General features: G+C 62.1%; 30 protein-coding genes and 1 tRNA gene. 1 reads left to right on the top strand and 30 read right to left on the bottom strand.

The genetic code is table 11. The annotated features are described in order from the left end of the window. Positions 1–570: 570 nt before the first annotated feature. The 7 genes from AC3WLT_RS13500 to AC3WLT_RS13470 form a co-directional block, all read right to left on the bottom strand. A tRNA-Thr gene (locus AC3WLT_RS13500) sits at positions 571–646 on the bottom strand. A 19-nt stretch (positions 647–665) separates the two neighbouring features. Continuing rightward, positions 666–1193, bottom strand: coding sequence for a ClpXP protease specificity-enhancing factor (locus AC3WLT_RS13495; RefSeq protein ID WP_492592213.1), 528 nt, complete (start codon positions 1191–1193; stop codon positions 666–668). Between the two features lie 69 nt (positions 1194–1262). Next, positions 1263–1874 carry a glutathione S-transferase N-terminal domain-containing protein gene (locus AC3WLT_RS13490; RefSeq protein WP_006052302.1) on the bottom strand — a complete coding sequence of 204 codons (612 nt, stop codon included), beginning with the start codon at positions 1872–1874 and terminating at the stop codon, positions 1263–1265. Between the two features lie 94 nt (positions 1875–1968). After that, positions 1969–2724: a cytochrome c1 gene (locus AC3WLT_RS13485; protein WP_492592212.1), complete on the bottom strand. Its 756-nt coding sequence runs from the start codon at positions 2722–2724 to the stop codon at positions 1969–1971. 22 nt (positions 2725–2746) lie between these two features. After that, complete coding sequence (locus AC3WLT_RS13480; protein ID WP_492592211.1) at positions 2747–4126, bottom strand: cytochrome b; 1380 nt, start codon at positions 4124–4126, stop codon at positions 2747–2749. Next, positions 4127–4747, bottom strand: coding sequence for a ubiquinol-cytochrome c reductase iron-sulfur subunit (petA, locus tag AC3WLT_RS13475; protein WP_492592267.1), 621 nt, complete (start codon positions 4745–4747; stop codon positions 4127–4129). A gap of 221 nt (positions 4748–4968) precedes the next feature. Then, positions 4969–5715 (bottom strand): Nif3-like dinuclear metal center hexameric protein, encoded by a 747-nt coding sequence (locus AC3WLT_RS13470; RefSeq protein WP_492592210.1) that lies wholly within the window; start codon positions 5713–5715, stop codon positions 4969–4971. A gap of 19 nt (positions 5716–5734) precedes the next feature. On the opposite strand from AC3WLT_RS13470, the gene AC3WLT_RS13465 reads away from it, so the two are divergent. After that, on the top strand, positions 5735–6955 hold the full coding sequence (locus AC3WLT_RS13465) for a Do family serine endopeptidase (RefSeq protein ID WP_492592209.1): 1221 nt from the start codon (positions 5735–5737) through the stop codon (positions 6953–6955). A gap of 170 nt (positions 6956–7125) precedes the next feature. Here AC3WLT_RS13465 and tatC read toward each other — a convergent pair whose 3' ends face one another. The 23 genes from tatC to mlaD all read right to left on the bottom strand — a co-directional run bounded on the left by tatC (position 7126) and on the right by mlaD (position 24171). Further along, the gene (tatC, locus tag AC3WLT_RS13460) at positions 7126–7905 is read right to left on the bottom strand and encodes a twin-arginine translocase subunit TatC (protein ID WP_492592208.1); all 780 of its coding nucleotides are present in this window, start codon (positions 7903–7905) and stop codon (positions 7126–7128) included. A 34-nt stretch (positions 7906–7939) separates the two neighbouring features. Further along, complete coding sequence (gene tatB, locus AC3WLT_RS13455) at positions 7940–8461, bottom strand: Sec-independent protein translocase protein TatB (protein WP_492592207.1); 522 nt, start codon at positions 8459–8461, stop codon at positions 7940–7942. 39 nt (positions 8462–8500) lie between these two features. Next, the gene (gene tatA, locus AC3WLT_RS13450; RefSeq protein WP_341314152.1) at positions 8501–8740 is read right to left on the bottom strand and encodes a Sec-independent protein translocase subunit TatA; all 240 of its coding nucleotides are present in this window, start codon (positions 8738–8740) and stop codon (positions 8501–8503) included. Positions 8741–8985: 245 nt separating this feature from the next. After that, complete coding sequence (locus AC3WLT_RS13445; protein ID WP_115106621.1) at positions 8986–9351, bottom strand: histidine triad nucleotide-binding protein; 366 nt, start codon at positions 9349–9351, stop codon at positions 8986–8988. Between the two features lie 89 nt (positions 9352–9440). Continuing rightward, positions 9441–9836 carry a DUF4870 family protein gene (locus AC3WLT_RS13440; RefSeq protein WP_492592206.1) on the bottom strand — a complete coding sequence of 132 codons (396 nt, stop codon included), beginning with the start codon at positions 9834–9836 and terminating at the stop codon, positions 9441–9443. Positions 9837–9933: 97 nt separating this feature from the next. Then, a complete protein-coding gene (locus AC3WLT_RS13435) occupies positions 9934–10308 on the bottom strand; it encodes a phosphoribosyl-ATP diphosphatase (RefSeq protein ID WP_492592205.1) in 375 nt (124 codons plus the stop codon). Further along, positions 10305–10715 (bottom strand): phosphoribosyl-AMP cyclohydrolase, encoded by a 411-nt coding sequence (hisI, locus tag AC3WLT_RS13430; protein ID WP_492592204.1) that lies wholly within the window; start codon positions 10713–10715, stop codon positions 10305–10307. The genes AC3WLT_RS13435 and hisI overlap by 4 nt, the downstream gene beginning before the upstream one ends. Before the next feature lies 1 nt (position 10716). Beyond that, complete coding sequence (gene hisF / locus AC3WLT_RS13425; RefSeq protein ID WP_492592203.1) at positions 10717–11490, bottom strand: imidazole glycerol phosphate synthase subunit HisF; 774 nt, start codon at positions 11488–11490, stop codon at positions 10717–10719. A gap of 169 nt (positions 11491–11659) precedes the next feature. Beyond that, on the bottom strand, positions 11660–12412 hold the full coding sequence (gene hisA / locus AC3WLT_RS13420) for a 1-(5-phosphoribosyl)-5-[(5-phosphoribosylamino)methylideneamino]imidazole-4-carboxamide isomerase (RefSeq protein WP_042329166.1): 753 nt from the start codon (positions 12410–12412) through the stop codon (positions 11660–11662). A gap of 214 nt (positions 12413–12626) precedes the next feature. Beyond that, entirely contained in the window at positions 12627–13268 is a 642-nt protein-coding gene (gene hisH / locus AC3WLT_RS13415) for an imidazole glycerol phosphate synthase subunit HisH (protein ID WP_492592202.1), read from the bottom strand. Continuing rightward, the gene (locus tag AC3WLT_RS13410) at positions 13265–13885 is read right to left on the bottom strand and encodes a MarC family protein (protein ID WP_492592201.1); all 621 of its coding nucleotides are present in this window, start codon (positions 13883–13885) and stop codon (positions 13265–13267) included. Before AC3WLT_RS13410 ends, hisH begins: the two co-directional genes overlap by 4 nt. A gap of 59 nt (positions 13886–13944) precedes the next feature. Continuing rightward, on the bottom strand, positions 13945–14532 hold the full coding sequence (hisB, locus tag AC3WLT_RS13405; protein WP_115106637.1) for an imidazoleglycerol-phosphate dehydratase HisB: 588 nt from the start codon (positions 14530–14532) through the stop codon (positions 13945–13947). 103 nt (positions 14533–14635) lie between these two features. Then, complete coding sequence (gene hisC / locus AC3WLT_RS13400) at positions 14636–15706, bottom strand: histidinol-phosphate transaminase (RefSeq protein ID WP_492592200.1); 1071 nt, start codon at positions 15704–15706, stop codon at positions 14636–14638. A gap of 194 nt (positions 15707–15900) precedes the next feature. Beyond that, positions 15901–17223, bottom strand: a complete 1323-nt coding sequence (hisD, locus tag AC3WLT_RS13395) for a histidinol dehydrogenase (RefSeq protein ID WP_492592199.1) — start codon at positions 17221–17223, stop codon at positions 15901–15903. A gap of 48 nt (positions 17224–17271) precedes the next feature. Beyond that, entirely contained in the window at positions 17272–17967 is a 696-nt protein-coding gene (gene hisG / locus AC3WLT_RS13390; protein WP_492592198.1) for an ATP phosphoribosyltransferase, read from the bottom strand. Beyond that, a complete protein-coding gene (gene murA / locus AC3WLT_RS13385; protein WP_492592197.1) occupies positions 17964–19226 on the bottom strand; it encodes a UDP-N-acetylglucosamine 1-carboxyvinyltransferase in 1263 nt (420 codons plus the stop codon). Before murA ends, hisG begins: the two co-directional genes overlap by 4 nt. A gap of 111 nt (positions 19227–19337) precedes the next feature. Then, on the bottom strand, positions 19338–19577 hold the full coding sequence (locus AC3WLT_RS13380; protein ID WP_028199637.1) for a BolA family protein: 240 nt from the start codon (positions 19575–19577) through the stop codon (positions 19338–19340). A 15-nt stretch (positions 19578–19592) separates the two neighbouring features. Further along, positions 19593–20357 (bottom strand): ABC transporter permease, encoded by a 765-nt coding sequence (locus AC3WLT_RS13375; RefSeq protein WP_492592196.1) that lies wholly within the window; start codon positions 20355–20357, stop codon positions 19593–19595. Beyond that, a complete protein-coding gene (locus AC3WLT_RS13370) occupies positions 20354–21286 on the bottom strand; it encodes an ABC transporter ATP-binding protein (protein ID WP_492592195.1) in 933 nt (310 codons plus the stop codon). The genes AC3WLT_RS13375 and AC3WLT_RS13370 overlap by 4 nt, the downstream gene beginning before the upstream one ends. Before the next feature lie 251 nt (positions 21287–21537). After that, a complete protein-coding gene (locus tag AC3WLT_RS13365; RefSeq protein WP_492592194.1) occupies positions 21538–21840 on the bottom strand; it encodes an STAS domain-containing protein in 303 nt (100 codons plus the stop codon). Next, positions 21837–22469 carry an MlaC/ttg2D family ABC transporter substrate-binding protein gene (locus AC3WLT_RS13360; RefSeq protein WP_492592193.1) on the bottom strand — a complete coding sequence of 211 codons (633 nt, stop codon included), beginning with the start codon at positions 22467–22469 and terminating at the stop codon, positions 21837–21839. Before AC3WLT_RS13360 ends, AC3WLT_RS13365 begins: the two co-directional genes overlap by 4 nt. A gap of 113 nt (positions 22470–22582) precedes the next feature. After that, a complete protein-coding gene (locus AC3WLT_RS13355) occupies positions 22583–23602 on the bottom strand; it encodes an MlaA family lipoprotein (RefSeq protein ID WP_492592192.1) in 1020 nt (339 codons plus the stop codon). A 14-nt stretch (positions 23603–23616) separates the two neighbouring features. Further along, the gene (gene mlaD, locus AC3WLT_RS13350; protein WP_492592191.1) at positions 23617–24171 is read right to left on the bottom strand and encodes an outer membrane lipid asymmetry maintenance protein MlaD; all 555 of its coding nucleotides are present in this window, start codon (positions 24169–24171) and stop codon (positions 23617–23619) included. Positions 24172–24236 lie beyond the last annotated feature (65 nt).

Raw genomic sequence — 24236 nt, 5'->3', positions numbered from 1 at the left:
GTCGACGGAGGGCACGGCTGGGCTCTTGATTGCGAACCAGCTCGCCTCCTGTCTCTCGTCTACTACCTCGCGCACGCGGCCGAATAGCACGCTAGATCTATTCGACTGAGTCTCGGACACGAATCCCGTTCAATGCAAACAATTGCACTGCAGTATAGGAATTCGTGTCTTTATTAGTAATCGATGCCGCTTGCCAGAACAAAAGCACGTTCGTTCACGCAAATCGCACAGTTACTTTCCAGCAAGACAATAGACAGACCCGTATAGCTCCGGTATAGTCGCTTCAGCTACGGGGATACACCGTTGCATGAAAGAACCTGAGAGAGTGGCACCGGCGCAATCACAGCTTCTAAAGCGTCAATTCAAAAAACCAACATTTCAGTTGCGGACGTATATCGCGTCCGCAACTCGTATTTTCCAGAATCGGCTCGTAGTTAGCTCGAGTTAGTCAGCCGCATCCCAATCAAAACTATTAGCACCGCATTATTGCTCGTGCGCTGAAGGCGTCTAAACGCCGCTCAAAATAAAAAACGGGTTTCTGAAAATCTTCAGAAACCCGTTTCGTACTACTGGTGCCGGCTGCAGGACTCGAACCCGCCACCTCATGATTACAAGTCAAGCGCTCTACCTGATGAGCTAAGCCGGCATGAGGCCGTGATTTTACTTCATTTCACTATCTTAAGGCGAGCCCTTCCGCCACCTTTTGAACCATCGTCGTCAGGTTGCGGTCCGTCGGCGGCGCTATCCGCTTTGGCGGACGCCGTATCCGCCGCCGGCGACACAACGACCGCGCGCGGCGCAGCCCCGCTCGGCGCGGCCGGCGACTCGATTTCGTCCGCCAGTTCCGCATCGGCGCCCGAATCCTGCGCCTCGCCGCCTGCCGACTCGACCGGGAACGCCATACCTTGCCCGTTTTCGCGCGCGTAGATCGCAAGAATATTGGCGACCGGCACTTCGATCTTGTGCGACTTGCCGGAGAAACGCGCGCTGAACTCGATCCATTCGTTGCCCATCTGCAACTGGCTGGTCGCCTCGAAGCTGATGTTCAACACGATTTCGTTGTCGCGCACGAACTGGCGCGGCACTCGCGTCTGATTGTCGACCCGCACCGCGATGTGCGGCGTGTAGCCGTTATCCGTACACCACTCGTAGAGCGCGCGCAACAGATAAGGCTTGGTGGAAGTCTCTTGCATCAACAGTCCTCTTACTGGGTGCGGGCGCGCGCAAAATCATGCGCGCGCCGGCTCACCCCAAAGCCAAACTCAACGACGCATCACCTTTTCCGAAGGCGTCAGCGCTTCGATATAAGCCGGGCGGCTGAAAATGCGCTCGGCGTACTTCATCAGCGGTGCAGCGTTCTTCGACAGCTCGATGCCGTAGTGATCCAGACGCCACAGCAGCGGCGCGATCGCCACGTCGAGCATCGAGAACTCTTCGCCGAGCATGTACTTGTTCTTCAGGAAGATCGGCGCGAGTTGCGTCAGGCGATCACGGATCGCGAGGCGTGCCTTTTCGTGATTCTTCTCTGCGGCCTTGCCCTTTTCGTTTTCAAGCGTGCCGACGTGGACGAACAGTTCCTTTTCGAAGTTGAGCAGGAACAGGCGGGCGCGGGCGCGCTGAACCGGATCGGCCGGCATCAGTTGCGGGTGCGGGAAGCGCTCGTCGATGTACTCGTTGATGATGTTCGATTCGTACAGAATCAGGTCCCGTTCGACGAGAATCGGCACTTGACCATACGGATTCATCACTGCGATGTCTTCCGGCTTGTTAAACAGGTCGACGTCGCGGATCTCGAAGTCCATGCCCTTTTCGAACAACACCAGCCGGCAACGCTGGGAGAACGGGCAAGTTGTGCCGGAATACAGAACCATCATGTTTACGTTTCCTCAAAAAGCTGAAGGGCCAGCGCGCGGAAAAACCGTTCAGCAGGTTTTTCCTGACGCCGGCCCCACGCCGATGACGGCGTGATTATTTGATATGTTTCCAGTACGCGGCGTTCAATCGCCAGGCGAAAAAGCTCAGAATGCCGAGGAACAGCAGCACCCACACGCCAAGCTGTTTGCGGGTTTTCTGCGTCGGTTCGGACATCCATGACAGGTACGACACAAGGTCGGCCACAGCAGAATCATAATCTACCGGCGACATCGTCCCCGGCGTGACCTGTTGGTAGCCCACAAATTTGTGCACCGTTTCGCCTGTTTTTTCGTCGGTTGCGTCACCGAACTTCGCGGTACGTTGCCCCTGAAGCTGCCACAGCACGTGAGGCATGCTCACGTTTTCGTACACCAGATTGTTCCAGCCGGTCGGCCGCGTATCGTCGCGATAAAAGCTGCGCAGATACGTGTACAGCCAGTCTTTGCCGCGCGCTCGCGCTTCCACCGACAAATCCGGCGGACTCGCGCCAAACCACGCTTTCGCGTCTTCCGGGCGCATCGCCACGGTCATGGTGTTGCCGACCTTGTCGGTGGTGAACAGCAGGTTCGACTGGATTGCGCCCGGCGTAATGCCGAGATCGGTCAGCCGGTTGTAGCGCATCAGGTTCGCGCTGTGGCAATTCAGGCAGTAGTTTACAAACAATTGCGCGCCGTGCTGCAAAGAAGCGAAATTCTCCGCGTTATCGGGCGCGCGGTCGAGAGGGAAATTCTCGTCCGCGCGCGCCGGGCCTGCGGCCAGCGCGAGCAGTGTCGCGCCGATCAGCGCACACGTCGAAAGCAGTTTTTTCATTTCGTGTTCTCCTGGCACGCGATTAGTGAGGCTTGAACCGCACCCGTTCGGGTGGCTGCTTGAACGTGCCAAGCCGCGTCCAGAACGGCATACCGAGGAAAAACGCGAAGTAGATCAACGCGCACACCTGCGCAATCAACGTCGAAGCCGGCGACGGCGGTTTAGTGCCGAGGAAGCCCAACGTCAGGAAAGCGAGCACGAAGATTCCGTAGAACACCTTGTGAAAAAACGGCCGGTAGCGAATCGACTTCACCGGCGAGCGATCGAGCCACGGCAGGAAGAACAGCGAGATCACCGCGCCGCCCATCACCACCACGCCCCAGAACTTCGATTCGGTGAACGCCATCGCCAGAAGGACCAGCACCACGAGCACCGGCAAGCCGAGCTTCCACTTGCCCCGGGCGCGCACCAGCGCGACCAGGCCGAGCAGCGCGATGATGATCATCAGGACGATCTTGAACGGATCGGTGGTGGCGCGCAACATCGCATAAAATGCCGTGAAATACCACACTGGCGCAATTTCTTGCGGCGTTTGCAGCGGATTGGCGGGAATGAAGTTGTTCGCTTCGAGGAAATACCCGCCCATCTCCGGCGCGAAAAAGATGATTACGGCGAAGACCAGCAAGAACACGCTGACGCCCATGAAATCGTGCACGGAGTAGTACGGATGAAACGGAATGCCGTCGATCGGAATGCCGTTCGCGTCCTTCTTCGCCTTGATCTCGATGCCGTCCGGATTGTTCGACCCCACCTCATGCAGCGCCACCACGTGAGCGATCACCAGCCCGATCAGCACCAGCGGAATCGCGATCACGTGAAACGCGAAGAAGCGGTTCAGCGTGACGTCCGAAACGACGTAATCGCCGCGAATCCACAGCGACAGATCCGGGCCGATGAACGGAATTGCCGAGAACAGGTTCACGATCACCTGCGCGCCCCAGAACGACATCTGGCCCCACGGCAGCAGGTAGCCGAAGAACGCCTCGGCCATCAGGCACAAAAAGATCGCGCAGCCGAAAATCCACACCAGTTCGCGCGGCTTGCGATACGAGCCGTACATCAGCCCGCGGAACATGTGCAGATACACGACCACGAAAAACATCGACGCGCCCGTGGAATGCATATAGCGAATCAGCCAGCCCCACGGCACCTCGCGCATGATGTACTCGACCGACGAGAACGCGAGCGTCGCGTCGGGCTTGTAGTCCATCGTGAGGAAGATGCCGGTGACGATCTGGTTGACCAGCACCAGCAGCGCCAGCGAGCCGAAGAAGTACCAGAAGTTGAAGTTCTTCGGCGCGTAGTACTCGGAGACGTGCTTCTTCCACGTCGACGTCATCGGAAAGCGCCGATCGATCCAGCCGGCCAGTCCGGTCGTCTCCACTTCGTGTTCGATCGCCATTTACGCTTCTCCTTTCTCGTCCTTGCCGATCACGAGGGTATTCGCCGAGGTGAACATGTAAGGCGGGACGTCCAGATTCTGCGGCGCAGGTTTGTTCTTGAAGACGCGGCCTGCCATATCGTAGGTCGAGCCGTGGCACGGGCACAGAAAGCCGCCAGGCCAGTCGTCGGGAAGATTGGGCTGCGCGCCCTCCTGGAAGCGCGGCGTTGGCGTACAGCCCAGATGGGTGCACACGGCGACGGCGACGAAAAGGTTCTTGTGATCGGTCCGCGAACGGAATTCGTTGTCGCAGTACTCCGGCAACGGCATCGAAAAAGCATTCTTGGTGTGGGGATCCGCTACTTCGTTATCGGCTTTCTGGACATCGGCGAGCATCTTGTCGGTGCGGTTGATGATCCATACCGGCTTGCCGCGCCAGGCGACGGTCATCATGTCGCCGGGCTTGAGGTTACTGATGTCGACTTCGACCGGGGCGCCTGCCGCCTTGGCCTTTTCAGATGGTGCAAACGAACTAACAAAGGGTACGACAGTGGCAACGCCTCCAATGCCACCTGCTACGGTCGTCGCTATCAGCCAGGTACGGCGGCTGCCGTCGACGCGTTCATCTTCCTTGTCTCGCATCACACGCCCCACTTCTGAGTTGGATTTTTCCTTCACGTCGCTTCTACCGCCGCTAGTTTGCGCGAATGGAGTCGCCATTTACAAGGGCCGATTGCCAAAAACCGTGCGAAGCCCTTGATATCTCAGGGTTTCTCCGTACGGATCGCAAACTTTTTTGCACCTCCTTTTAAGTGCTCCCTTCGTTATTCGTACCTTTTTCTTCTCTAATGCGGATTTTCAATTCAAACGGGATTAGGGATATCGATAAACAGGTGTTCGATATCGAACGACTCGGACAGATGCTTGCCGACCGCCTGCACGCCGAAACGCTCGGTGGCGTGATGGCCGGCCGCGAGGAACGCGACGCCGCTTTCCGCCGACGTGTGCATGACCGACTCCGACACTTCGCCGGTCAGATAGACGTCGGCGCCCGCGTCGATGGCGGCGTCGAACATGCCTTGCGCGGCGCCGGTGCACCAGCCGACGCGGCGCAGTTCGCGATCGGCGTCGCCGAACACGAGCGGCGTGCGGCCGAGCGTGTGCTCCACTTGCGCGGTGAAGTGCGCGAGCGTGATCGGCATCGGAAACGTGGCGAGCCAGCCGAGGTCGTTCTCGCCGAAGCGCGCGTCGCTGATCCAGCCCATCTTCGCGCCGATCTGCGCGTTATTGCCGAACTCGGGATGGTCGTCGAGGGGCAGGTGGTAGGCGAACAGGTTCAGGTCGTTGGCGAGCAGCAGCTTCAGGCGCGTGTATTTGCGGCCGGTGATCTGCGGCGCCTCGTTGCGCCAGAAGTAGCCGTGATGGACCAGCACGGCGTCCGCGCCCCAGTCCAGCGCGGCCTCCAGGAAGGCCACCGAAGCGGTCACGCCGGTCGCGAGCTTGTTGATCTTGCGCCGCCCTTCGACCTGCAGTCCATTGGGGCAATAGTCCTTGAAGCGCGCGGTTTCAAGGAGATTGTTCAAGTACAATTCAAGTTCGATCCGATCCATATAAACCTCTAGTCTTCAGATGCTTAGACGCTTTTGGCTGTTCTTTGCCCAAGCGGTGACCGTGCTGTTGGCGCTGATGTTCATCATCGCGACCCTCAAACCGCAGTGGCTCCAGCGTCAAGGGCAATTCGGCAAGCAACTTGCCGAACCGATCGTCGCGCTGCGGGAAGTGGCGCCGGGCATCGGCAGCGGCCCTGCACAGGCGTCTTATGCAGACGCCGCGCAAAAGGCCATGCCCGCCGTCGTCAACGTGTTCTCCAGCAAGGATGGCTCCCTGCCGCCGGATCCGCGCGCGAAAGATCCGCTGTTCCGCTACTTCTTCGGCGACAAGAACAAAGGCAAGCAGCAGGAGCAACCCGCAGCGAATCTCGGCTCGGGTGTGATAGTGAGTTCGGAAGGTTACATTCTAACGAACCAGCACGTCGTGGACGGCGCGGATCAGATCGAAATCGCCCTGGCCGATGGTCGCACCACCAATGCGAAGGTGATCGGCGTCGATCCGGAAACGGATCTGGCCGTGCTCAAGGTCAACATGACCAATCTGCCCACCATCACGCTCGGCCGCATGGACCAGACGCGCGTGGGCGACGTGGTGCTGGCGATCGGCAATCCGTTCGGCGTCGGCCAGACGGTGACGATGGGCATCGTCAGCGCGCTCGGGCGCAATCACCTCGGCATCAACACCTTCGAAAACTTCATTCAGACCGATGCGGCCATCAACCCGGGCAACTCGGGCGGCGCATTGGTCGACGTGAACGGCAATCTGCTCGGCATCAATACGGCGATCTATTCGCGCTCGGGCGGCTCGCTCGGCATCGGCTTCGCGATCCCCGTGTCGACGGCGCGCAGCGTGCTGGAGAGCATCATCACCACCGGTTCGGTGACGCGCGGCTGGATCGGCGTCGAGCCGCAGGACGTGACGCCGGAGATCGCCGAATCGTTCGGGCTGGAGCAGAAATCGGGGGCGATCGTCGCGGGCGTATTGAAGAACGGCCCCGCCGACCGCGCCGGCATCAGGCCCGGCGACATCCTGATGAGCGTGAATGGCCAGGACATCACCGACACTACACGTCTGTTGAATGTCATCGCGCAGATCAAGCCGGGCACGGCCGCGAAGGTTCATCTGGTGCGCAAGAGCCGTGAAATGGATCTGGACGTGACGATCGGCAAGCGCCCGCCGCCGCCGAAGCAACCGGCGGACAACAGCGGCGGCGATCAGCAGGACGACGACGGCGGTTAACACACGAGCGGGCAGCACGAGCCGCAAGCGCAGGCCGCACCGGCAAACCCGCAGGCGGACATGGCAGCACTGCGGCCGTAAGACAAAAAAGGGCGGTCCATTGCGGACTGCCCTTTTGTTTGCAAAAACTGCGGTTTGCCGTGCTTCCGGCCATCGCGTGAAACGCTACGTCAATTCGGCGGACTCGCGTCTTCGGCCGCCACCGGCTGCTTGCCGACAATCAACCGCGCCGCGATGATGCCCGCCTCGTACAGCACGATCAGCGGAATCGCCAGAATCAGCTGTGAGAACACATCTGGCGGCGTCACCACAGCCGACACCACAAACGCGCCGACGATCACATACGGACGAATTTCCTTGAGCTTCTTGATGGTCAGCAAGTTCATGCGAACCAGCAGCACGACCACGATCGGTACCTCGAAGGTCACGCCGAACGCAATGAACATGGTCAGCACGAAACTCAGGTAATTGTTGATATCGGTGGTCATCTCCGCGCCGAGCGGCGCATTGTAGTGCGCCATCACTCGAAAGATGGTCGGAAACACCACGAAGTACGCGAACGCCATGCCGCACAGGAACAGCGTGTAGCTGCTGCCCACCAGCGGCCCGACCAGCTTCTTCTCATGCTGATAAAGACCCGGCGCGACGAACGCCCAGATCTGGTACAGCACGATCGGCAGCGCGATCACGAAGGCGACCAGCATGGTCACCTTCATCGGCACGAAGAACGAACCGGTGACATCGGTGACGATCATCTTGCCGTCCTTCGGCAGGTTCATCATCAACGGTCGCGCGAGTAGCCGGAAGATGTCCGGCGCCCAGTACACGAGTCCGACAAACACCACGATGACGGCGAGGCCCGCTCGGATGATGCGGTCGCGTAGTTCAACGAGGTGGGAAATGAAGGTCTCTTCAGTGCCTTCGTCCTGGGTATGCTGGGGGTCGCTCACACCGGCCCTCGGTTAGAGATTGTCGTTCTGATCATCAGAAGAACCGCGTCGGACGACGCAACGTGGCCGGCGTATGACGGGCCACGCGCGCCGCGCCCGATTGCACGCGCGTGCGGCGCGTCGTGGCGCGCTTGTACCAGGTGGGCATGGCGGTCTGCTTGACGCGCCAGTTCTTGCGTTTGGGCGCTGCGGCCGGCGTGCTGGTTTGCCACGACGACGTGCCCACGTCACCTTCGAGCGCGCCGCCGGCAATGCTCGGTGTCACCGACGTGCCTGAATTCCAGGCATCGTTCAGCTCGGTTTCGTGCTTGCGCAGATTGTCGTGAACGGCGGTTTCGACATTGCTAGCCGCCGATTCGAACTCGCTCTTCATCCGGCGCAGTTCGTCGAGTTCGATTTCGCGCGTGACTTCGGCCTTGACGTCGTTGATATACCGCTGCGCGCGGCCAAACAGCGCGCCGGCCGTGCGAGCGACGCGTGGCAGGCGCTCAGGCCCGAGGACGACTAGCGCGACGACGCCGATCAGCGCCATCTTGGTTAGACCGAGGTCCAGCATGAAGTGGAATGTCCGTCAGTAACGCGGTTGGGCCGCGGCTTAGCGGTAATCGCCGGAACGCGGCGTCTTTTCCTTCGCGTCCACATCCACGGCGCCGTTGCGTGGCAGTTCGCGCTGCTGTTGCGCGTCAGCCGGCGTTTCGGCTTCCTTCATGCCTTCCTTGAAGCCCTTCACTGCGCCACCCAGATCGGTACCGATATTGCGCAGCTTCTTCGTGCCGAACACCAGAGCGACGATCAACAACACGATCAGCCAATGCCAAATACTCAACGAACCCATGACTACTCTCCTTAACCCCGACGCCGCCTATGGATGCGGCACAACTCTTATGCCTTGCGGCGTGAATCGAAGCGCGCACGCTTCATCTATACATTACTGCAGACCCTTCCGATTCAACCAGCGGCACAGTGAATGTAATTGTGACCAGACGATCGCGTCGGCGTCGTTACAGTGCGGCAAAAACAACGCTGCGCTATTGTCCATGGCCAAAACTCGCCGTGCAGCCGGCAGCCATGTGTTATTCGTCAGCCCATCCGATGCCACGGACGCGGTCCCGCCAGAATGTGCGCGTGCAGGTGATACACCTCTTGCCCGCCGCCGGGACCGGTATTGATCACCGTGCGAAAACCGGTGTCGCCACCGGTATAAGCCACGCCCAACTGGTCGGCCAAACGCGCCACTAAGACAAGCATTCTACCAAGCAGCGATGCGTCGCTTTCGGCGCAGTTCGACAGCGTCGCGATGTGCTTGCGCGGAATCACCAGCACATGCGTTTCGGCCGCCGGACGGATGTCGCGGAAGGCAACAAACTCTTCGTCTTCGTGGACTTTGGTCGACGGAATCTCGCCGGCGGCGATCTTGCAGAAAAGGCAATTAGGGTCGTGACTCATCGTGTTCCTGACGCGGTATGGCTAAAGCGCGAAGCGTACGGCGCGGTTCCGCGGTTTCCATTGCCGGCTCAGCAGCAGCCAGCCGAAACTCAGAACCAGCCGCGCGGATTCGTGAGCGGCTTGTTATCGTACAGATACAGCCAGCCCTTGATAATACGGTACAACAACCAGATGCTGACGGCCCACAGAACCGGAATGCCGATCACGACGAAGAGCAGCACGCCGCCGATCGCATAACCCAGCAGACCGAACCAGAACGAGCGGATCTGCCACTCGAAGTGCGCTTCGTACGGTGTGCCGGCCACATCGGGCCGCTTCACGTAGTTGACGATGATCGCGATCAGTATCGTCAGGCCGCCCGTTAGCCAGTGGACCGCATACAGTGCGTACAGCACATGAGTGAGCGTGCGCAGACTGCGTTCGCGGTCGGGTTCGATGGCGTTGCGGTAGGCCGGCGGCGGGTAATTTTCGTGCGACTGTTCCATGCTTGCGTCCTCCTGATGGTGCGATCAGATGCTACCGGTGCAATGCTGGCATGAGTGCCGGCGCGTCAATACGACGTCCGCTCGCAACGCCGCCAGATCAGTCGCCGTTCTGCTCGCGTTCGCGGCTCTTGCGCAGCGCCTTTTCCTCGATGCCCGAGGTGCCTTCGCGACGCTCAAGTTCGGCGAGCACGTCCGCCGGGCTCAGATCGAAATGCGACAGCATCACGAGGCAGTGAAACCACAAGTCGGCCACTTCGCCGACCAGCGCGTTCGGCGCGCCGCCGTGGCGCGCGTCCTTGGCCGCCAGCACGACTTCGGTGGCTTCCTCGCCGATCTTCTTCAGCACCGCGTCATCGCCCTTGTGGAACAGGCGCGACACGTACGAGATATCAGGATCGCCGCCCTTGCGGCTGTCGATGATCGAGGCGAGCCGCAGCAGCGTGTCGCTAGTAGGTTGCGTGGATTGCGTCATTTGTAGATATGTTCGGGGTCTTTCAACACGGGCTCGACGGCGACCCAGTCGCCATCGTCGGCCGTGCCTTCGAATTTCTGGAAAAAGCATGAGTGGCGGCCGGTGTGGCACGCGATGCCCGACACCTGCTCGACCTTCAGCAGCACGACGTCTTCATCGCAATCGAGCCGCACTTCGTGCACATGCTGCACGTGGCCGGACTCCTCGCCCTTGAACCAAAGACGCTGGCGCGAGCGCGAGAAATACACCGCGCGGCCGGTTTCGACGGTTTTCGCCAATGCCTCGCGGTTCATCCACGCGAACATCAGCACGTCGTTCGTCGACGCTTCCTGCGCGATCACCGGCACGAGGCCGTTCGCGTCCCATTTGACCTTGTCGAGCCAGTCCACTTCCGAGGGATTCAGCACGTCACAACCTCACCGAAATGCCTTGATCGGCCATGAAGCGCTTGGCCTCGCCCACGGTGTGTTCGCCGTAGTGGAAGATGCTGGCGGCCAGCACCGCGTCCGCGTGGCCGTTCTTGATGCCGTCGGCCAGATGCTGCAATGAACCGACGCCGCCCGAAGCGATCACCGGAATCGGCACCGCGTCCGACACCGCGCGCGTGAGCGCCAGATCGAAACCGCTCTTGGTGCCGTCGCGGTCCATGCTGGTCAGCAGGATTTCGCCGGCGCCGAGTTCGGCCATCTTGCGCGCCCATTCGACGGCGTCCAGCCCGGTCGCCTTGCGCCCGCCATGCGTGAAGACTTCCCAGCGCGGCGGCTCGCCGTCCGCGGACACGCGCTTCGCGTCGATCGCGACAACGATGCATTGCGAGCCGTATTTGTCGGTGGCGTCCCTCACGAGCTGCGGATTCGCGACCGCCGACGAGTTCATGCTGATCTTGTCCGCGCCCGCATTCAGCAGGCGCCGCACGTCTTCGACGGCGCGCACGCCGCCGCCGACCGTCAGCGGAATGAACACCTGCGAGGCGACCGCTTCGATGATCGGCAGGATCAGATCGCGCTGGTCGGAAGTGGCGGTGATGTCGAGAAAGGTGAGCTCGTCGGCGCCCTGATCGTCGTAGCGGCGCGCGATTTCGACGGGGTCGCCCGCATCGCGCAGCTCGACGAAGTTGACGCCCTTGACCACGCGTCCAGCCGTGACGTCGAGACAGGGGATGATGCGTTTAGCTAGAGCCATGATCTTGCAATTCTGCCAATACCGCTGATGAGGCCGCTCGTTCGGGAGCGGCACAGTGCCGGCGCGGCTCGCCGCGTCGGGCCGCCAGTGTGTCGAACACGCACGGCATGACGCGCTTTCAGGACGCGCCGCTATGTCCGATCGAGTCCGCTTGAGCGGATTGCGCCGTTCAGGCGTCGTCCGATTCGCGCAGCCGGTCCGCGAGGGTCTGCGCAGCCGCGAAGTCCAGATCACCCGAGTAAATTGCCCGGCCGCAGATCACGCCTTCGATGCCTTCGTCCTCGACCTCGCACAACGATTCGATGTCCGCGAGGTTCGACAGACCGCCGCTCGCGATCACCGGAATCTTCACCGCGCGCGCGAGGCGTACCGTCGCTTCGATGTTGATGCCCTGCAGCATGCCATCGCGGCCGATGTCGGTGTAGATGATCGATTCGCAGCCGTAATCCTCGAACTTGCGCGCCAGATCGGCCACTTCATGGCCGGTCAGCTTGCTCCAGCCGTCGGTGGCGACTTTGCCGTCTTTCGCATCCAGCCCGACGATGATATGGCCGCCGAACGCCGTGCACGCATCCTGCAAAAAGCCCGGATTCTTTACCGCCGCCGTGCCGATGATCACGTACGACAAACCGTCGTCGAGATAGCGCTCGATCGTGTTCAGGTCGCGGATACCGCCGCCCAGCTGGACGGGAATCTCGCCCCCCACTTCCTCGATGATCGCGCGGATCGCGTCTTCGTTCTTCGGCTTGCCGGCGAATGCGCCATTCAGGTCGACGAGGTGCAGACGCCGGGCGCCGCGGTCGACCCAATGCCGGGCCATCGCCGCCGGTTCCTCGGAGAATATCGTCGCCTGGTCCATATCGCCTTGTTTGAGGCGTACACACTGACCATCTTTCAGGTCGATGGCGGGAATCAGCAGCATAGCAATCGGGTGTTGTCAGGGAGGTGGTTGAAGGTCGGCGGCAGCGGCTGGTGAGCCAGCTCACCGCAACGCCGTTCCGCTAGTTTAGTACAACTCTTTCGGCATCCTTGCTGGGCGCGATGGAGCTGAGAAATCGTCTTGCCGAGGCTGTGGCGCGCGGCAGCCGCCCCGCTCGTAGCGGAACGGCGCACGGCAACAGGATGAGGAAAGGCGCTCACGGGTTCCAGTGCACGAAGTTGCGATACACGCGCAGGCCCGCTTCGGCGCTCTTTTCCGGGTGAAATTGGGTCGCGAAGATGTTATCCCGCGCCACCGCCGAGGTAAAGGGCACACCGTACACCGTTTCGCCCGCAGTATGGGCGGCGTTGTCCGGCACCACGTAATAGCTGTGCACGAAATAGAAGAACGCGTTGTCCGCGACGCCGTCCCACAGCGGATGCGGCTGCGTCTGACGCACGCGGTTCCAGCCCATCTGCGGAACCTTGAAGCGCGAGCCGTCGTCCTGCAGCTGGCCTTCGAGGTCGAAGCGCAGCACCTTGCCGGGCAGAAGGCCCAAGCCAGGCGTGCCGCCCTCGGCGCTCCAGTCGAACAGCATCTGCTCGCCGACGCACACACCCATCAGCGGCTTGCTGCGCGACGCCTCGAGCACCGCGTCCTGCAGGCCGGATTCGGCGAGGCTGCGCATGCAGTCGGGCATCGCGCCCTGACCGGGCAGCACCACGCGGTCGGCCGCGCGGATCGCCTCAGGCCGATCGACGATCGCCACGTCCGCTTCCGGCGCAGCCTTGCGCAGCGCCTGAGCCACCGAACGCAGGTTGCCCATTCCGTAATCCACAATCGCTATCGAAGTTTTCATTTCAAGTTAGGCAGCAATGCCTTCAATCCATCGACGATGAATTCCACCGCCAGCGCCGATAACATCAAACCCATGAGTCGCGTGCCGATGTTGATACCCGTGCGACCCACCCAGCGGGCAATCGGCTCGGCAAGACGCAGCGAAAAAAAGCAGATCGCCGCCAGCACCGCGCCGATCGCGATCAGGCTGAGCCGGTTATACCAATGCGCCGAGCCGGCCGCATAGATGATCGTCGTGCTGATCGCGCCCGGGCCGGTCAGGAGCGGAATCGCCAGCGGCACGACCGCGACGTTGTCCTTCTGCTCGGCTTCGTGGCGCTCTTCCGGCGTCGAACGGCTGTTGCCGATCTGCGCGTTCAGCATGTTGATCGCCATCAGCAGCATGATGATGCCGCCGCCCACTTCGAGCGAGCCGACCGAAATGCCGAAGAAGCTGATGATCTGCTGCCCGAGCAGCGTGGTCACCGCGATCACGCAGAACACCGAAATCGCCGCGATGCGGATGGTCCTGCGCCGCTCGAACTCGCCCTGCTGCGCCGTCAGGCTCATGAAGAACGGGATGGCGCCGATCGGATTGATCAGCGCCAGCAGCGAAATAAACGACTTCAGAATGTCCATCGCATACCGGGCGCGCGCGAGCGCAGCCGGTCCAGGTTCCGAGGCGGGTAAATGAGCGCTTAAAGGCTGCCCTTGGTCGACGGAATCTGCCCCGCCGCGCGTTCGTCCAGTTCGACGGCCATGCGCAACGCACGTCCGAACGCCTTGAACACCGTTTCCATCTGGTGATGGGCGTTCAGGCCGCGCAGATTGTCGATATGCAGCGTCACGCCGGCGTGATTCACGAAACCGCGGAAAAATTCGATGGAGAGATCGACGTCGAACGTGCCGATGCGCGCGCGCGTGAACGGCACGTGGAATTCGAGGCCCGGACGGCCGGAGAAGTCGATCACGACGCGCGACAGCGCTTCGTCGAGCGGCACGTAGGAATGACCGTAGCGGCGAATCCCCTTGCGGTCGCCGATGGCTTTCGCGACTGCCTGCCCGAGCGTGATGCCGGTGTCTTCGACCGTGTGGTGGTCGTCGATATGCAGGTCGCCATGCGCTTCGATGTCGAGATCGATCAAGCCATGCCGCGCGATCTGGTCGAGCATGTGGTCGAGGAACGGCACGCCGGTGGCCAGCTTCTGCTGACCGGTGCCGTCCAGATTGATCTTCACACGGATCTGCGTTTCGCTGGTGTTGCGAACGACTTCCGCAAGGCGCATGGTAATTCCTCGAATCTAGCTAGAAAGCGATAGTAGTGTGGGATGGGAAAACGGCGGGCCGCGCGCGCCATGCCGAAGCGCTCACGCAGCCCTTTAACGCCGTTCAATGCAGCACGAGTTTCAGTGCGGCGACCAACTGGGCGTTTTCGTCAGGGGAGCCGACGGTCAAACGCACGCAATTGGCCAGCAATGGATGCATTTTACTCACGTTTTTGATCAGAACCCGCGCTGCCAGCAGCGTTTCGAACATAACGGACGCGTCGGGCACCCGCACCAGCAGGAAGTTGCCGGCGCTCGGGAACACTTCGGCGCCCGGCAATTGGGCCACGGCCTGCGCGAGTTTCGTGCGTTCTTCGCGCAGTTGCGCGGCCTGGGTGTCGAGCACGTCGACGTGGTCGAGCAGGAAATCGGCGGCGGCCTGCGTCAGCACGTTGGTGTTGTACGGCGGGCGCACCTTGTCGAATTCGGTCAGCCACGCGGGCTTGCCGACCAGGTAACCGAGGCGGATTCCGGCCAGACCGAGCTTGGATACCGTGCGCATCACGACGATGTTGTCGAACGCGTCGGCGCGCGGCAGCCAGCTTTGCTGCGCGAACGGCTGATAAGCCTCGTCGATCACCACGAGGCTCTTGCTCGCCGCGGCGATGATGCGCTCCATGTCGGCGTCGTCGTAGAGCGTGCCGGTCGGATTGTTCGGATAGGCCAGGTAGACGATGGCCGGCTCATGCTCGGCGATCGCAGCGAGCATGGCCTCGGTGTCGAGCGTGAAGTCGGCCTTCAGCGGCACGCCGATGAATTCCAGATTCGCCAGCTTCGCCGACATCTGGTACATCACGAAACCCGGCATCGGCGCGAGCACCTTGGCGCCCGGCTTCGCGCACGCAATCGACACCATGCTGATGATCTCGTCCGAGCCGTTGCCGAGCAGCACGTCGCAGCCGGCCGGCACGCCCATCACGCGCTTGATCTTCTCGATCAGCGCTTCCGGACGCGGCGCCGGATAACGGTTCAGCGCGACGCCGGCCAGATGCTCGCCCAGGTGAGCGGCCAGCACCGGCGGCAGCGGAAACGGATTTTCCATCGCGTCGAGCTTGATATAGCCCGTCGCGTCCGGAACCGGGTAGCTCGTCATCGCGAGCACGTCGCGGCGGATGATGTCTTGAGGTGTCGTCATAAGTCAGCGGACCGGGCCGCAAGGGAGAAGCCGGCCTGGCATCGGCGGCGCGCCGGCCGCTCCAGGTTGGTCTGTATTGTCGTTATTCAACGGAAAACCGCGCGAAATCCGTCGGCGACGTTCGCGGGCATAGGCCCGATGCCCGCCTGCTCCATCATCGAATTGTCCGCATTCGGCCGCTTTCAGGCCCGCCTTCAGCCGTTTTGCCGCATCCGGTATTCGGCGCTGCGGGCATGCGCCTGCAGGCCTTCGCCGTAAGCGAGTTCGGCGGCGATCTCACCGAGCGTCTGCGCGCCTTCCGCACTGACTTCGATCACGCTCGAGCGCTTGAAGAAATCATAGACACCCAACGGCGATGAAAACCGTGCGGTACGCGACGTAGGCAGCACGTGATTCGGCCCCGCGCAGTAGTCGCCGAGGCTTTCGCTGGTGTAGCGGCCGAGGAAGATCGCGCCGGCGTGGCGGATCAGCTTGCCCCATTGATGCGGCTCCAGCGCGGAGATTTCGAGGTGCTCCGGCGCGATGTCGTTGGCGATCGCGCAGGCTTCGGCCATGTCGCGCACCTTGATCAGCGCGCCGCGGCCTTCGAGCGACGCGCGGATCACGTCCCGGCGCGGCATGGTGGGCAGCAGTTCGTCGATCGCATCCTGCACGCGGCCGATGAACGCATCGTCCGGGCACAGCAGGATGGATTGCGCGAGTTCGTCGTGCTCGGCTTGCGAGAACAGGTCCATCGCGACCCAGCGCGGATCGGTGGTGCCGTCGCACAACACGAGAATTTCCGACGGCCCGGCGATCATGTCGATGCCGACCGTGCCGAACACGCGGCGCTTGGCCGACGCGACGTACGCGTTGCCGGGGCCGCAGATCTTGTCGACGGGCGGTATGGTTTCAGTGCCGTACGCGAGAGCGCCCACCGCCTGCGCACCGCCGATCGTGAACACGCGATCCACGCCGCCCAGCAAGGCAGCCGCCAGCACCAGCGGATTCTTCACGCCGTCCGGCGTGGGCACGACCATGATGATTTCGCGCACGCCGGCCACCCGCGCCGGAATCGCGTTCATCAGCACCGACGACGGATACGCCGCCTTGCCGCCCGGCACGTAAATACCCGCGCGATCCAGCGGCGTAACCTTCTGGCCGAGCACGGTGCCGTCGGCTTCCGTGTACTGCCAGCTATGGCTGCCACACTCGATCTTCTGCTTCTCGTGATAACCGCGCACGCGCGCCGCCGCCGCTTCGAGCGCCGCGCGACGCTTCGGCTCCAGGCCTTCGAGCGCCGCTTCGAGTTCCGACATCGGCAGCTCGAGCGCCGCGACGCTCGTCGCGCCGACGCGGTCGAAGCGGTTCGTGTACTCGAGCACCGCGGCATCGCCGCGCGCCTTCACGTCGTTCAGAATCTGCGCGACCGAGCGCTCGATTGCTTCGTCCTCGCTCGCCTCGAACGCGAGCACCGCATGCAGCGACTTCTGGAAGCCGGAAGCAGTGGAATCGAGTTTGCGAATCTTGATAGACATACGGGTATCCGTTTCGGTAAGGCGCGCTTGACAGCGTGGTCAAACTGCTCAGGCCGCCGCAGCGCCGGGCTTCGACGCGCGTTCGAACGCGTCGAGGATCGGCCGCAGCGCGGCGCGCTTGAGCTTCAGCGCCGCCTGGTTCACAACGAGGCGCGACGAAATCTGCATGATCTCCTCCACCTCGACAAGATTGTTGGCGCGCAAGGTATTGCCCGAGCTCACCAGGTCGACGATCGCATCGGCGAGGCCGACCAGCGGCGCCAGCTCCATCGAGCCGTACAGCTTGATCAGGTCGACGTGAACGCCCTTGGCGGCGAAATGCTCGCGTGCGGTTTCGACGTATTTGGTGGCCACCCGCAGCCGGGCGCCCTGACGCACGGCGCTCGCATAGTCAAACCCCGCCGCCACCGCGACCGACATCCGGCAACGCGCGATATCCAGATCGACCGGCTGATACAACCCGCTGCCGCCGTGTTCGAGCAGCACGTCCTTGCCGGCCACGCCGAAATCGGCTGCGCCGTACTCGACGTAAGTCGGGACGTCAGTGGCGCGCACGATGATCACGCGCAGGTTCGCGTCCGTGGTGGGCAGAATCAGCTTGCGCGAGGTTTCCGGGTCTTCAGCCACTTCGATGCCGGCTGCGGCGAGCAGCGGCAGCGTCTCTTCGAAGATACGCCCTTTCGACAAAGCCAACGTGAGCGGCACGCTCACCGCGGGCGACGACGTTTGCGGCATCGAGCTCATGCCTCGCTCCCGGAAATGCGGCGCACTTTCGCGCCGATTGCGGTGAGCTTGGTTTCCATCCGGTCATAACCGCGATCCAGGTGATAGATGCGGTCGATCAGCGTTTCGCCTTCGGCACGCAGCGCGGCGATCACGAGACTCGCCGACGCGCGCAGATCGGTGGCCATCACCTTCGCGCCCGAGAGTTTGTCGACGCCGGTTACGAGCGCGGTGTTGCCGTCGACCGTGATGTTGGCGCCGAGGCGGTTCAACTCCTGCACGTGCATGAAGCGGTTTTCGAAAATCGTTTCCACCACCTGCGACGTACCTTCGGCGAGCGTGTTCAGCGCCATGAACTGCGCCTGCATGTCGGTCGGGAACGCCGGGTACTCGGAGGTGCGGAACGTGACCGCGCTCGGACGCTTGTCCATGCGCACGCGCATCCAGTCCTCGCCTTCCTCGATCGTCACGCCCGCTTCGCGCAGCTTGTCCGTCACGGCTTCGAGAATCAGCGGACGCACTTTGCGCAACGTCACGTCGCCACCGGCGGCGGCCACCGCGCACAGGAACGTGCCGGCTTCGATACGATCCGGAATCACCGTGTGCTTTGCACCATGCAGCTTGTCGACGCCCTGGATCACCAGACGGTCCGTGCCGATGCCCTCGATCTTCGCGCCCATTTCGACCAGCAGATGCGCGAGGTCGCCGACTTCCGGTTCGCGCGCGGCGTTCTCGATCACCGTTTCGCCTTCGGCCAGCACGGCGGCCATCAGCAGGTTTTCGGTGCCGGTCACCGTGATCATGTCGGTCACGATGCGCGCGCCCTTCAGACGCTTCGCGCGCGCTTCGATGAAGCCGTGTTCGATCGTGATTTCGGCGCCCATCGCCTGCAGACCCTTGATGTGCTGATCGACCGGACGCGCGCCGATTGCGCAGCCGCCCGGCAGCGACACCCTGGCGTGGCCGAAGCGCGCGACCAGCGGGCCGAGCACCAGGATCGACGCACGCATCGTCTTCACCAGTTCGTACGGCGCGACGAGGTTATCGACCTTCGACGCGTCCAGCGCCACGCGCCCCGCGCCGCTCTCGATACGCACGCCCATCTGGCCGAGCAGCTTGAGCATCGTGCGCACGTCCTGCAAGTCGGGCACGTTTTCCAGATGCACCGGTTCCGCGCTGAGCAGACCCGCGCAAAGGATCGGCAACGCCGCGTTCTTCGCACCTGAGACGACGACTTCACCCGAAAGCGGGTAGCCACCTTCAATGACGAGTTTATCCATGCCTGTCAGTTCCTGATGGACCCGGACTTCAGCCGGGCCTGCTTTGCTTGTGTTCGGCGCGCCGCTACCGGCCTCGCGCCCTTCTTGAGTAATTCGCACTAAATTTCCAGATTACGCGTTCTGCCATTCGGCGGGCGTCAGCGTCTTCATGCTGAGCGCGTGGATTTCTTCGCGCATGCGGTCGCCGAGCGCCGCATACACGAGTTGATGGCGCGCGATCAGACGCTTGCCTTCGAAGCTCGGCGAAACGATGGTCGCAAAGAAATGCTGGCCGTCGCCTTCGACTTCGAGATGCTGGCAAGCGAGCCCAGCCGCGATGTATTGCTTGACCTGTTCGGGAGTCGGCAACATGAGAGAAGCTCCTGATCAGTGGCGCAGTTTGTAGCCGGACGCGAGCATGCGCATCGCGATCACAGCCAGCACCACGAAGAAACCGGCGACGATCGCGAGGCTCGTGAGCGGATCGACATCCGACATCCCGAAGAAACCGTAGCGAAAGCCGTCGATCATGTAGAAAAAGGGATTGAGCCGCGACACTTCGCGCCACACCGGCGGCAGCGTATGCGTGGAGTAGAACACGCCCGAAAGGAACGTGAGCGGCATGATCAGAAAGTTTTGAAACGCGGCGAGCTGGTCGAACTTTTCGGCCCAGATGCCGGCGATCAACCCGAGTGTGCCGAGGATCGCCGCGCCGAAAATCGCGAACAGAATGATGTAGAGCGGCGCGCTGAAGCTGACCGGCACGAACCAGATCGTCACGATGAACACGCCGAAGCCCACCGCCAAACCGCGCGCGACGGCCGCCAGCACATACGCGCCGAACATCTCGTAGTGCGACAGCGGCGGCAGCAGCACGAACACGAGATTGCCGGTGATCTTCGACTGGATCAGCGACGACGAGCTATTCGCAAACGCATTCTGCAACACGCTCATCATCACGAGGCCCGGAATCAGGAAGCTCGTGTATTCGACGCCCGGATAGACATGCACATGATCGCGCAGCGCGTGGCCGAAAATCGTCAGATACAGCAGCGCCGTGATGATCGGCGCCAGTACGGTCTGGAACGACACCTTCCAGAAACGCAGGATTTCCTTGTAAAACAGCGTGCCGAATCCACTATAGCCGCTCATGCAAGCCCCTCGATCACTTCCGGACCGTTCATCACCTGAACGAACACATCTTCAAGGTCGGCCTTGCGGACCTCGATTTCCTCGAATGTACAGCCCGCCGCCCGGCACTGCGCGAGAATCCGCTCGACGTCGTCGTAGCTCGCCAGACGCAGCAGATGCTGACGGCCATTGCCGTTGCCCGCGCCGCTCTCCACTTCGAGCGGGCGCAGCTCGGCGGGCAGCACGCCTTGCGCGAAGCGCACGAACAGTTGCATGCCGGCAAAGCGTTGCAGCAGCGCGCTGGTGCGCTCGAGCGCCACCACTTCGCCGCGCCGCAGCATCGCGATACGGTCGCACAGCGATTCAGCCTCTTCCAGATAGTGCGTGGTCAGCACGATCGTGTGACCTTCGCGATTCAGGCGCGAGATGAATTTCCACAGCGTTTGACGCAATTCGACGTCGACGCCCGCGGTCGGCTCGTCGAGCACGATCACCGGCGGCCGGTGCACCAGCGCCTGCGCGACCAGCACGCGGCGCTTCATGCCGCCCGACAGCGCGCGCATGTTGGCGTCGGCTTTTTCGGTGAGGTCGAGATTGGCCATGATCTCGTCGATCCACGCGTCGTTGTTGCGCAGCCCGTAATAGCCGGACTGAATGCGCAAGGTTTCCCGCACGGTGAAGAACGGATCGAACACGAGTTCCTGCGGCACCACGCCGAGCGCGCGGCGCGCCAGGCGAAAATCGTCGACCACGTCGTGGCCGCGCACCGCGATGCTGCCTTCGTCGGCGCGCGCAAGACCGGCGAGGATGCTGATGAGCGTCGTTTTGCCCGCGCCGTTCGGACCGAGCAGTCCGAAAAACTCGCCTTCTTCCACCGTGAGGCTGACGCCCTTGAGCGCCTGCAAGTCCTTGTAGCGCTTCTTGACGTTACGAATTTCTATGGCTGACATGACTGTGGGCCGCGTGCATCGCGGCGCCTAAAGGAGCCCTGACGGGGGCGCAAAGGGCTGGAGGGAACGAAATTGGGGCCGGTTATATGCCCCGAAAAACGTTTGATTATAGGGCAAAAATCGACAGCCCCGGCTCAGCCCGGGGCATTGGGAGTGACGCTATTGACGTGTCAATGAGGAGTCAACGCGGCGTTAATGCAGCGTCAACGTCGCGCCGACAGCAACCATCTTGCATGGGACCAGAGTAAGCGCTAAAGCGCTAACTCCGGTCGACACAGCAGGGTATCGACGCCGTAGGCTTGCGCGAGGCTGGCGAGACCAGCCGGCAGATTGACGATCTCGAACCTGGCGCCACGTGCCTGAGCGGCACGCTGCCATGCGAGCAGGACAGCCAGCGCGGACGAATCGAACTGCGCGAGCGGCGCGCAATCGACACCGTTCGCGCCAGCCGCGATCCGCTGCAAACCCGCCGCGAGCGCAGCGGGCGCACTCGCGTGGGTCAGCGTCGCGCCGCTGTCGAAACAGTTGGCGACGGGGCTCAGCACCTCGCTCACGACTGCTTGCCCGCGGCCAGTTGCTGATTGCGCTGCGTGAGGAACTGGATCAGTCCGTCCACGCCCTTCTGCTGGATCTGCTCGTTGAACTGTTGCTGATACGCCTGGATCAGCCACGCGCCGAGCACGTTGATGTCATACACGCGCCAGCCGTTCGGCGTCTTGTACAGACGGTAGTCGAGTTCGATCGGCGAGCCGTTGTTCATCACCACCGAGCGCACCACCGTATCGGTGTCGTCCGGGTTCATGCGGAACGGCTTGTACTGGATCTGCTGGTCGCGCACTTGTGCCAGCGCGCCCGAGTACGTACGGATCAGCAGCATCTTGAACTGCTCGACCACGGCGTTCTGCTGCTCCGGCGTAGCGGTGCGCCAGTTGCGGCCCATCGCCAGTTGCGTGGTGCGGCGGAAGTCGGTGTACGGCAGGATCTTTTCGTTGACGAGGTGCGTGATGTGCGTAATGTCGCCTTGCTGGATCGATTTGTCGGCGTGTATCGCGTCGATCACCTGCTGGGTGACGGTCTTGACCAGCGTATCGGGCGAATTCGAGTCGACGGTTTGTGCCGATGCACCGGCACTTCCGAACGAGAACAACGCAACGAAGAACGGAATCAGGAAGAATTTTTTCATTTCGAGCCTTGCCTTAAAAATAGTGCAACCGTTTGAACCGACATTAACACGCGAGTTCAGCAACAATCCATGCGCAAACTGCGAGAGTCGTATCGAGGTGTTACGGCTGCCAATTAACGCAATTTGAATGACGGAAAGGTGAAACGCGTCGGCGGGACCAGTTGGCCGGCCGGAATCTGCGTTGTTTCCGGGCCGCCGTTCAAATCGAGCGGCGGCGTTTCCGCAGTGCCGGACGCGGCTTCCGGCGCGGCCGCATTACCGGTTGCGCCCGTGGCCGCACCGGCTGCCGAAGCCGCTTGCGGCGCCGTGGCCGCGGCCGGGCCGGACGCCGCCTTCGCTGCGCCGGCCGGGGCCGCAGCCGCGCCGCCGTCGACGTCTTCATACTTCGGCAGCGCCGCTTCATCGCCGTAGTTCGGCAGCGCCTGCGATTGCTTGCCGTCCGTCAGCAAATACTGACGGCGTTGCAGATACGCGTTACGCACGAACGAGTACTTGTCGAGCGCGGCGCCTTCCAGCACCTCGCCCGCGTTGAGCAGGTTCGCGCGCGTATTGATCACGTTCAGGCCATACAGCGCCCAGCTCAAACCCGGCGGATCGATGTAGCTGAGCGGGTTCACATAATAATTGCCGATCGAGCCGACCGCGTCGCGCACCGTGCTCGGCCCGAACAGCGGCAGCACGAGGTATGGCCCCGCCGGCACGCCGTAGTGGCCGAGCGTCAGACCGAGGTCGTTGTCGTGCTTGGGCAGCTTGGCGAGCGTCGCCACGTCGAACAGGCCGCCGACACCGAACACGGTGTTGATCACGATCCGCATGATGTCTTCGACGCCATCGGTGATCTTCAATTGCAGCAGGTTGTTGGCCGCGATGTAGACGTCGCCGATGTTCGAGAAGAAGTTGGTGACGCTGTCGCGCACCGGCTGCGGCGTGATAAACACGTAGCCCTTCGCGACCGGCTTCAGCGCATACTGGTCGAGCTTGTCGTTGACGGTGAAGATCGTGCGGTTCAAGCCTTCCAGCGGGTCGCCCTTGGTCGGCGTCTGCACGGTCGTGCAGCCGGCGAGCGTGGCGGCCGCCACCGCCAGCGTCGCGACCTGGAAGGCGCGCACGCCTTTGCTGCGTAGGGTCTGCATTCTTCTTGTTCTCCTTATTGACCGGCCGCACCGGAGGCGGCGGGCAGGGTCGGTGCCGGAGCCGCCGGCGCTGCGGCAGGTGCAGCAGCGGATGCGCCGGATTTGGACGCGCCCGAATCTGCCGCCTTGCTGTACAAAAACTGTCCGATCAGGTTTTCCAGCACGATCGCCGATTGCGTCATGGAGATCGTGTCGCCCGCTTTGAGCATCTCGCTGTCGCCGCCGGGTTCGAGCCCGATGTATTGCTCGCCGAGCAGTCCCGACGTCAGGATCTTCGCCGACGTATCTTTCGGAAACTGATATTGCTTGTCGACATCGATCGTGACGAGGGCCTGATACGCATTGCTGTCAAAGCCGATCGACGCCACCCGGCCAACCGTCACGCCCGCGCTTTTCACCGGCGCGCGCGCCTTCAGCCCGCCGATATTGTCGAACTTGAGCTTGACCGGGTACGTTGCCTGAAACGACAACGAGCTCATGTTGCCGGCCTTCAGCGCGAGAAACAGCAACGCCACGAAACCCAACACCACGAACAGGCCGACCCAGAAGTCGAGAACAGTCTTTTTCATCGTCATCCCAAAGTGAATCCGCTACGCCACCCACACTCCCGCCGCGCGCAACCAGTGACGCGCCC

Source organism: Paraburkholderia sp. FW306-2-2C-D06C, assembly GCF_058781505.1.
This window is presented reverse-complemented; position numbering and strand designations above follow the sequence as displayed.

What these genes read in the sequence shown, in the direction of transcription:
- AC3WLT_RS13495 (WP_492592213.1), bottom strand. Translation starts at nt 1,193, where the DNA reads ATGCAAGAGACTTCCACCAAGCCTTATCTGTTGCGCGCGCTCTACGAG.
- AC3WLT_RS13490 (WP_006052302.1), bottom strand. Translation starts at nt 1,874, where the DNA reads ATGATGGTTCTGTATTCCGGCACAACTTGCCCGTTCTCCCAGCGTTGC.
- AC3WLT_RS13485 (WP_492592212.1), bottom strand. Translation starts at nt 2,724, where the DNA reads ATGAAAAAACTGCTTTCGACGTGTGCGCTGATCGGCGCGACACTGCTC.
- AC3WLT_RS13480 (WP_492592211.1), bottom strand. Translation starts at nt 4,126, where the DNA reads ATGGCGATCGAACACGAAGTGGAGACGACCGGACTGGCCGGCTGGATC.
- petA (WP_492592267.1), bottom strand. Translation starts at nt 4,747, where the DNA reads ATGCGAGACAAGGAAGATGAACGCGTCGACGGCAGCCGCCGTACCTGG.
- AC3WLT_RS13470 (WP_492592210.1), bottom strand. Translation starts at nt 5,715, where the DNA reads ATGGATCGGATCGAACTTGAATTGTACTTGAACAATCTCCTTGAAACC.
- AC3WLT_RS13465 (WP_492592209.1), top strand. Translation starts at nt 5,735, where the DNA reads ATGCTTAGACGCTTTTGGCTGTTCTTTGCCCAAGCGGTGACCGTGCTG.
- tatB (WP_492592207.1), bottom strand. Translation starts at nt 8,461, where the DNA reads ATGCTGGACCTCGGTCTAACCAAGATGGCGCTGATCGGCGTCGTCGCG.
- tatA (WP_341314152.1), bottom strand. Translation starts at nt 8,740, where the DNA reads ATGGGTTCGTTGAGTATTTGGCATTGGCTGATCGTGTTGTTGATCGTC.
- AC3WLT_RS13445 (WP_115106621.1), bottom strand. Translation starts at nt 9,351, where the DNA reads ATGAGTCACGACCCTAATTGCCTTTTCTGCAAGATCGCCGCCGGCGAG.
- AC3WLT_RS13440 (WP_492592206.1), bottom strand. Translation starts at nt 9,836, where the DNA reads ATGGAACAGTCGCACGAAAATTACCCGCCGCCGGCCTACCGCAACGCC.
- AC3WLT_RS13435 (WP_492592205.1), bottom strand. Translation starts at nt 10,308, where the DNA reads ATGACGCAATCCACGCAACCTACTAGCGACACGCTGCTGCGGCTCGCC.
- hisF (WP_492592203.1), bottom strand. Translation starts at nt 11,490, where the DNA reads ATGGCTCTAGCTAAACGCATCATCCCCTGTCTCGACGTCACGGCTGGA.
- hisA (WP_042329166.1), bottom strand. Translation starts at nt 12,412, where the DNA reads ATGCTGCTGATTCCCGCCATCGACCTGAAAGATGGTCAGTGTGTACGC.
- hisH (WP_492592202.1), bottom strand. Translation starts at nt 13,268, where the DNA reads ATGAAAACTTCGATAGCGATTGTGGATTACGGAATGGGCAACCTGCGT.
- AC3WLT_RS13410 (WP_492592201.1), bottom strand. Translation starts at nt 13,885, where the DNA reads ATGGACATTCTGAAGTCGTTTATTTCGCTGCTGGCGCTGATCAATCCG.
- hisB (WP_115106637.1), bottom strand. Translation starts at nt 14,532, where the DNA reads ATGCGCCTTGCGGAAGTCGTTCGCAACACCAGCGAAACGCAGATCCGT.
- hisC (WP_492592200.1), bottom strand. Translation starts at nt 15,706, where the DNA reads ATGACGACACCTCAAGACATCATCCGCCGCGACGTGCTCGCGATGACG.
- hisD (WP_492592199.1), bottom strand. Translation starts at nt 17,223, where the DNA reads ATGTCTATCAAGATTCGCAAACTCGATTCCACTGCTTCCGGCTTCCAG.
- hisG (WP_492592198.1), bottom strand. Translation starts at nt 17,967, where the DNA reads ATGAGCTCGATGCCGCAAACGTCGTCGCCCGCGGTGAGCGTGCCGCTC.
- murA (WP_492592197.1), bottom strand. Translation starts at nt 19,226, where the DNA reads ATGGATAAACTCGTCATTGAAGGTGGCTACCCGCTTTCGGGTGAAGTC.
- AC3WLT_RS13380 (WP_028199637.1), bottom strand. Translation starts at nt 19,577, where the DNA reads ATGTTGCCGACTCCCGAACAGGTCAAGCAATACATCGCGGCTGGGCTC.
- AC3WLT_RS13375 (WP_492592196.1), bottom strand. Translation starts at nt 20,357, where the DNA reads ATGAGCGGCTATAGTGGATTCGGCACGCTGTTTTACAAGGAAATCCTG.
- AC3WLT_RS13370 (WP_492592195.1), bottom strand. Translation starts at nt 21,286, where the DNA reads ATGTCAGCCATAGAAATTCGTAACGTCAAGAAGCGCTACAAGGACTTG.
- AC3WLT_RS13360 (WP_492592193.1), bottom strand. Translation starts at nt 22,469, where the DNA reads ATGAAAAAATTCTTCCTGATTCCGTTCTTCGTTGCGTTGTTCTCGTTC.
- AC3WLT_RS13355 (WP_492592192.1), bottom strand. Translation starts at nt 23,602, where the DNA reads ATGCAGACCCTACGCAGCAAAGGCGTGCGCGCCTTCCAGGTCGCGACG.
- mlaD (WP_492592191.1), bottom strand. Translation starts at nt 24,171, where the DNA reads ATGAAAAAGACTGTTCTCGACTTCTGGGTCGGCCTGTTCGTGGTGTTG.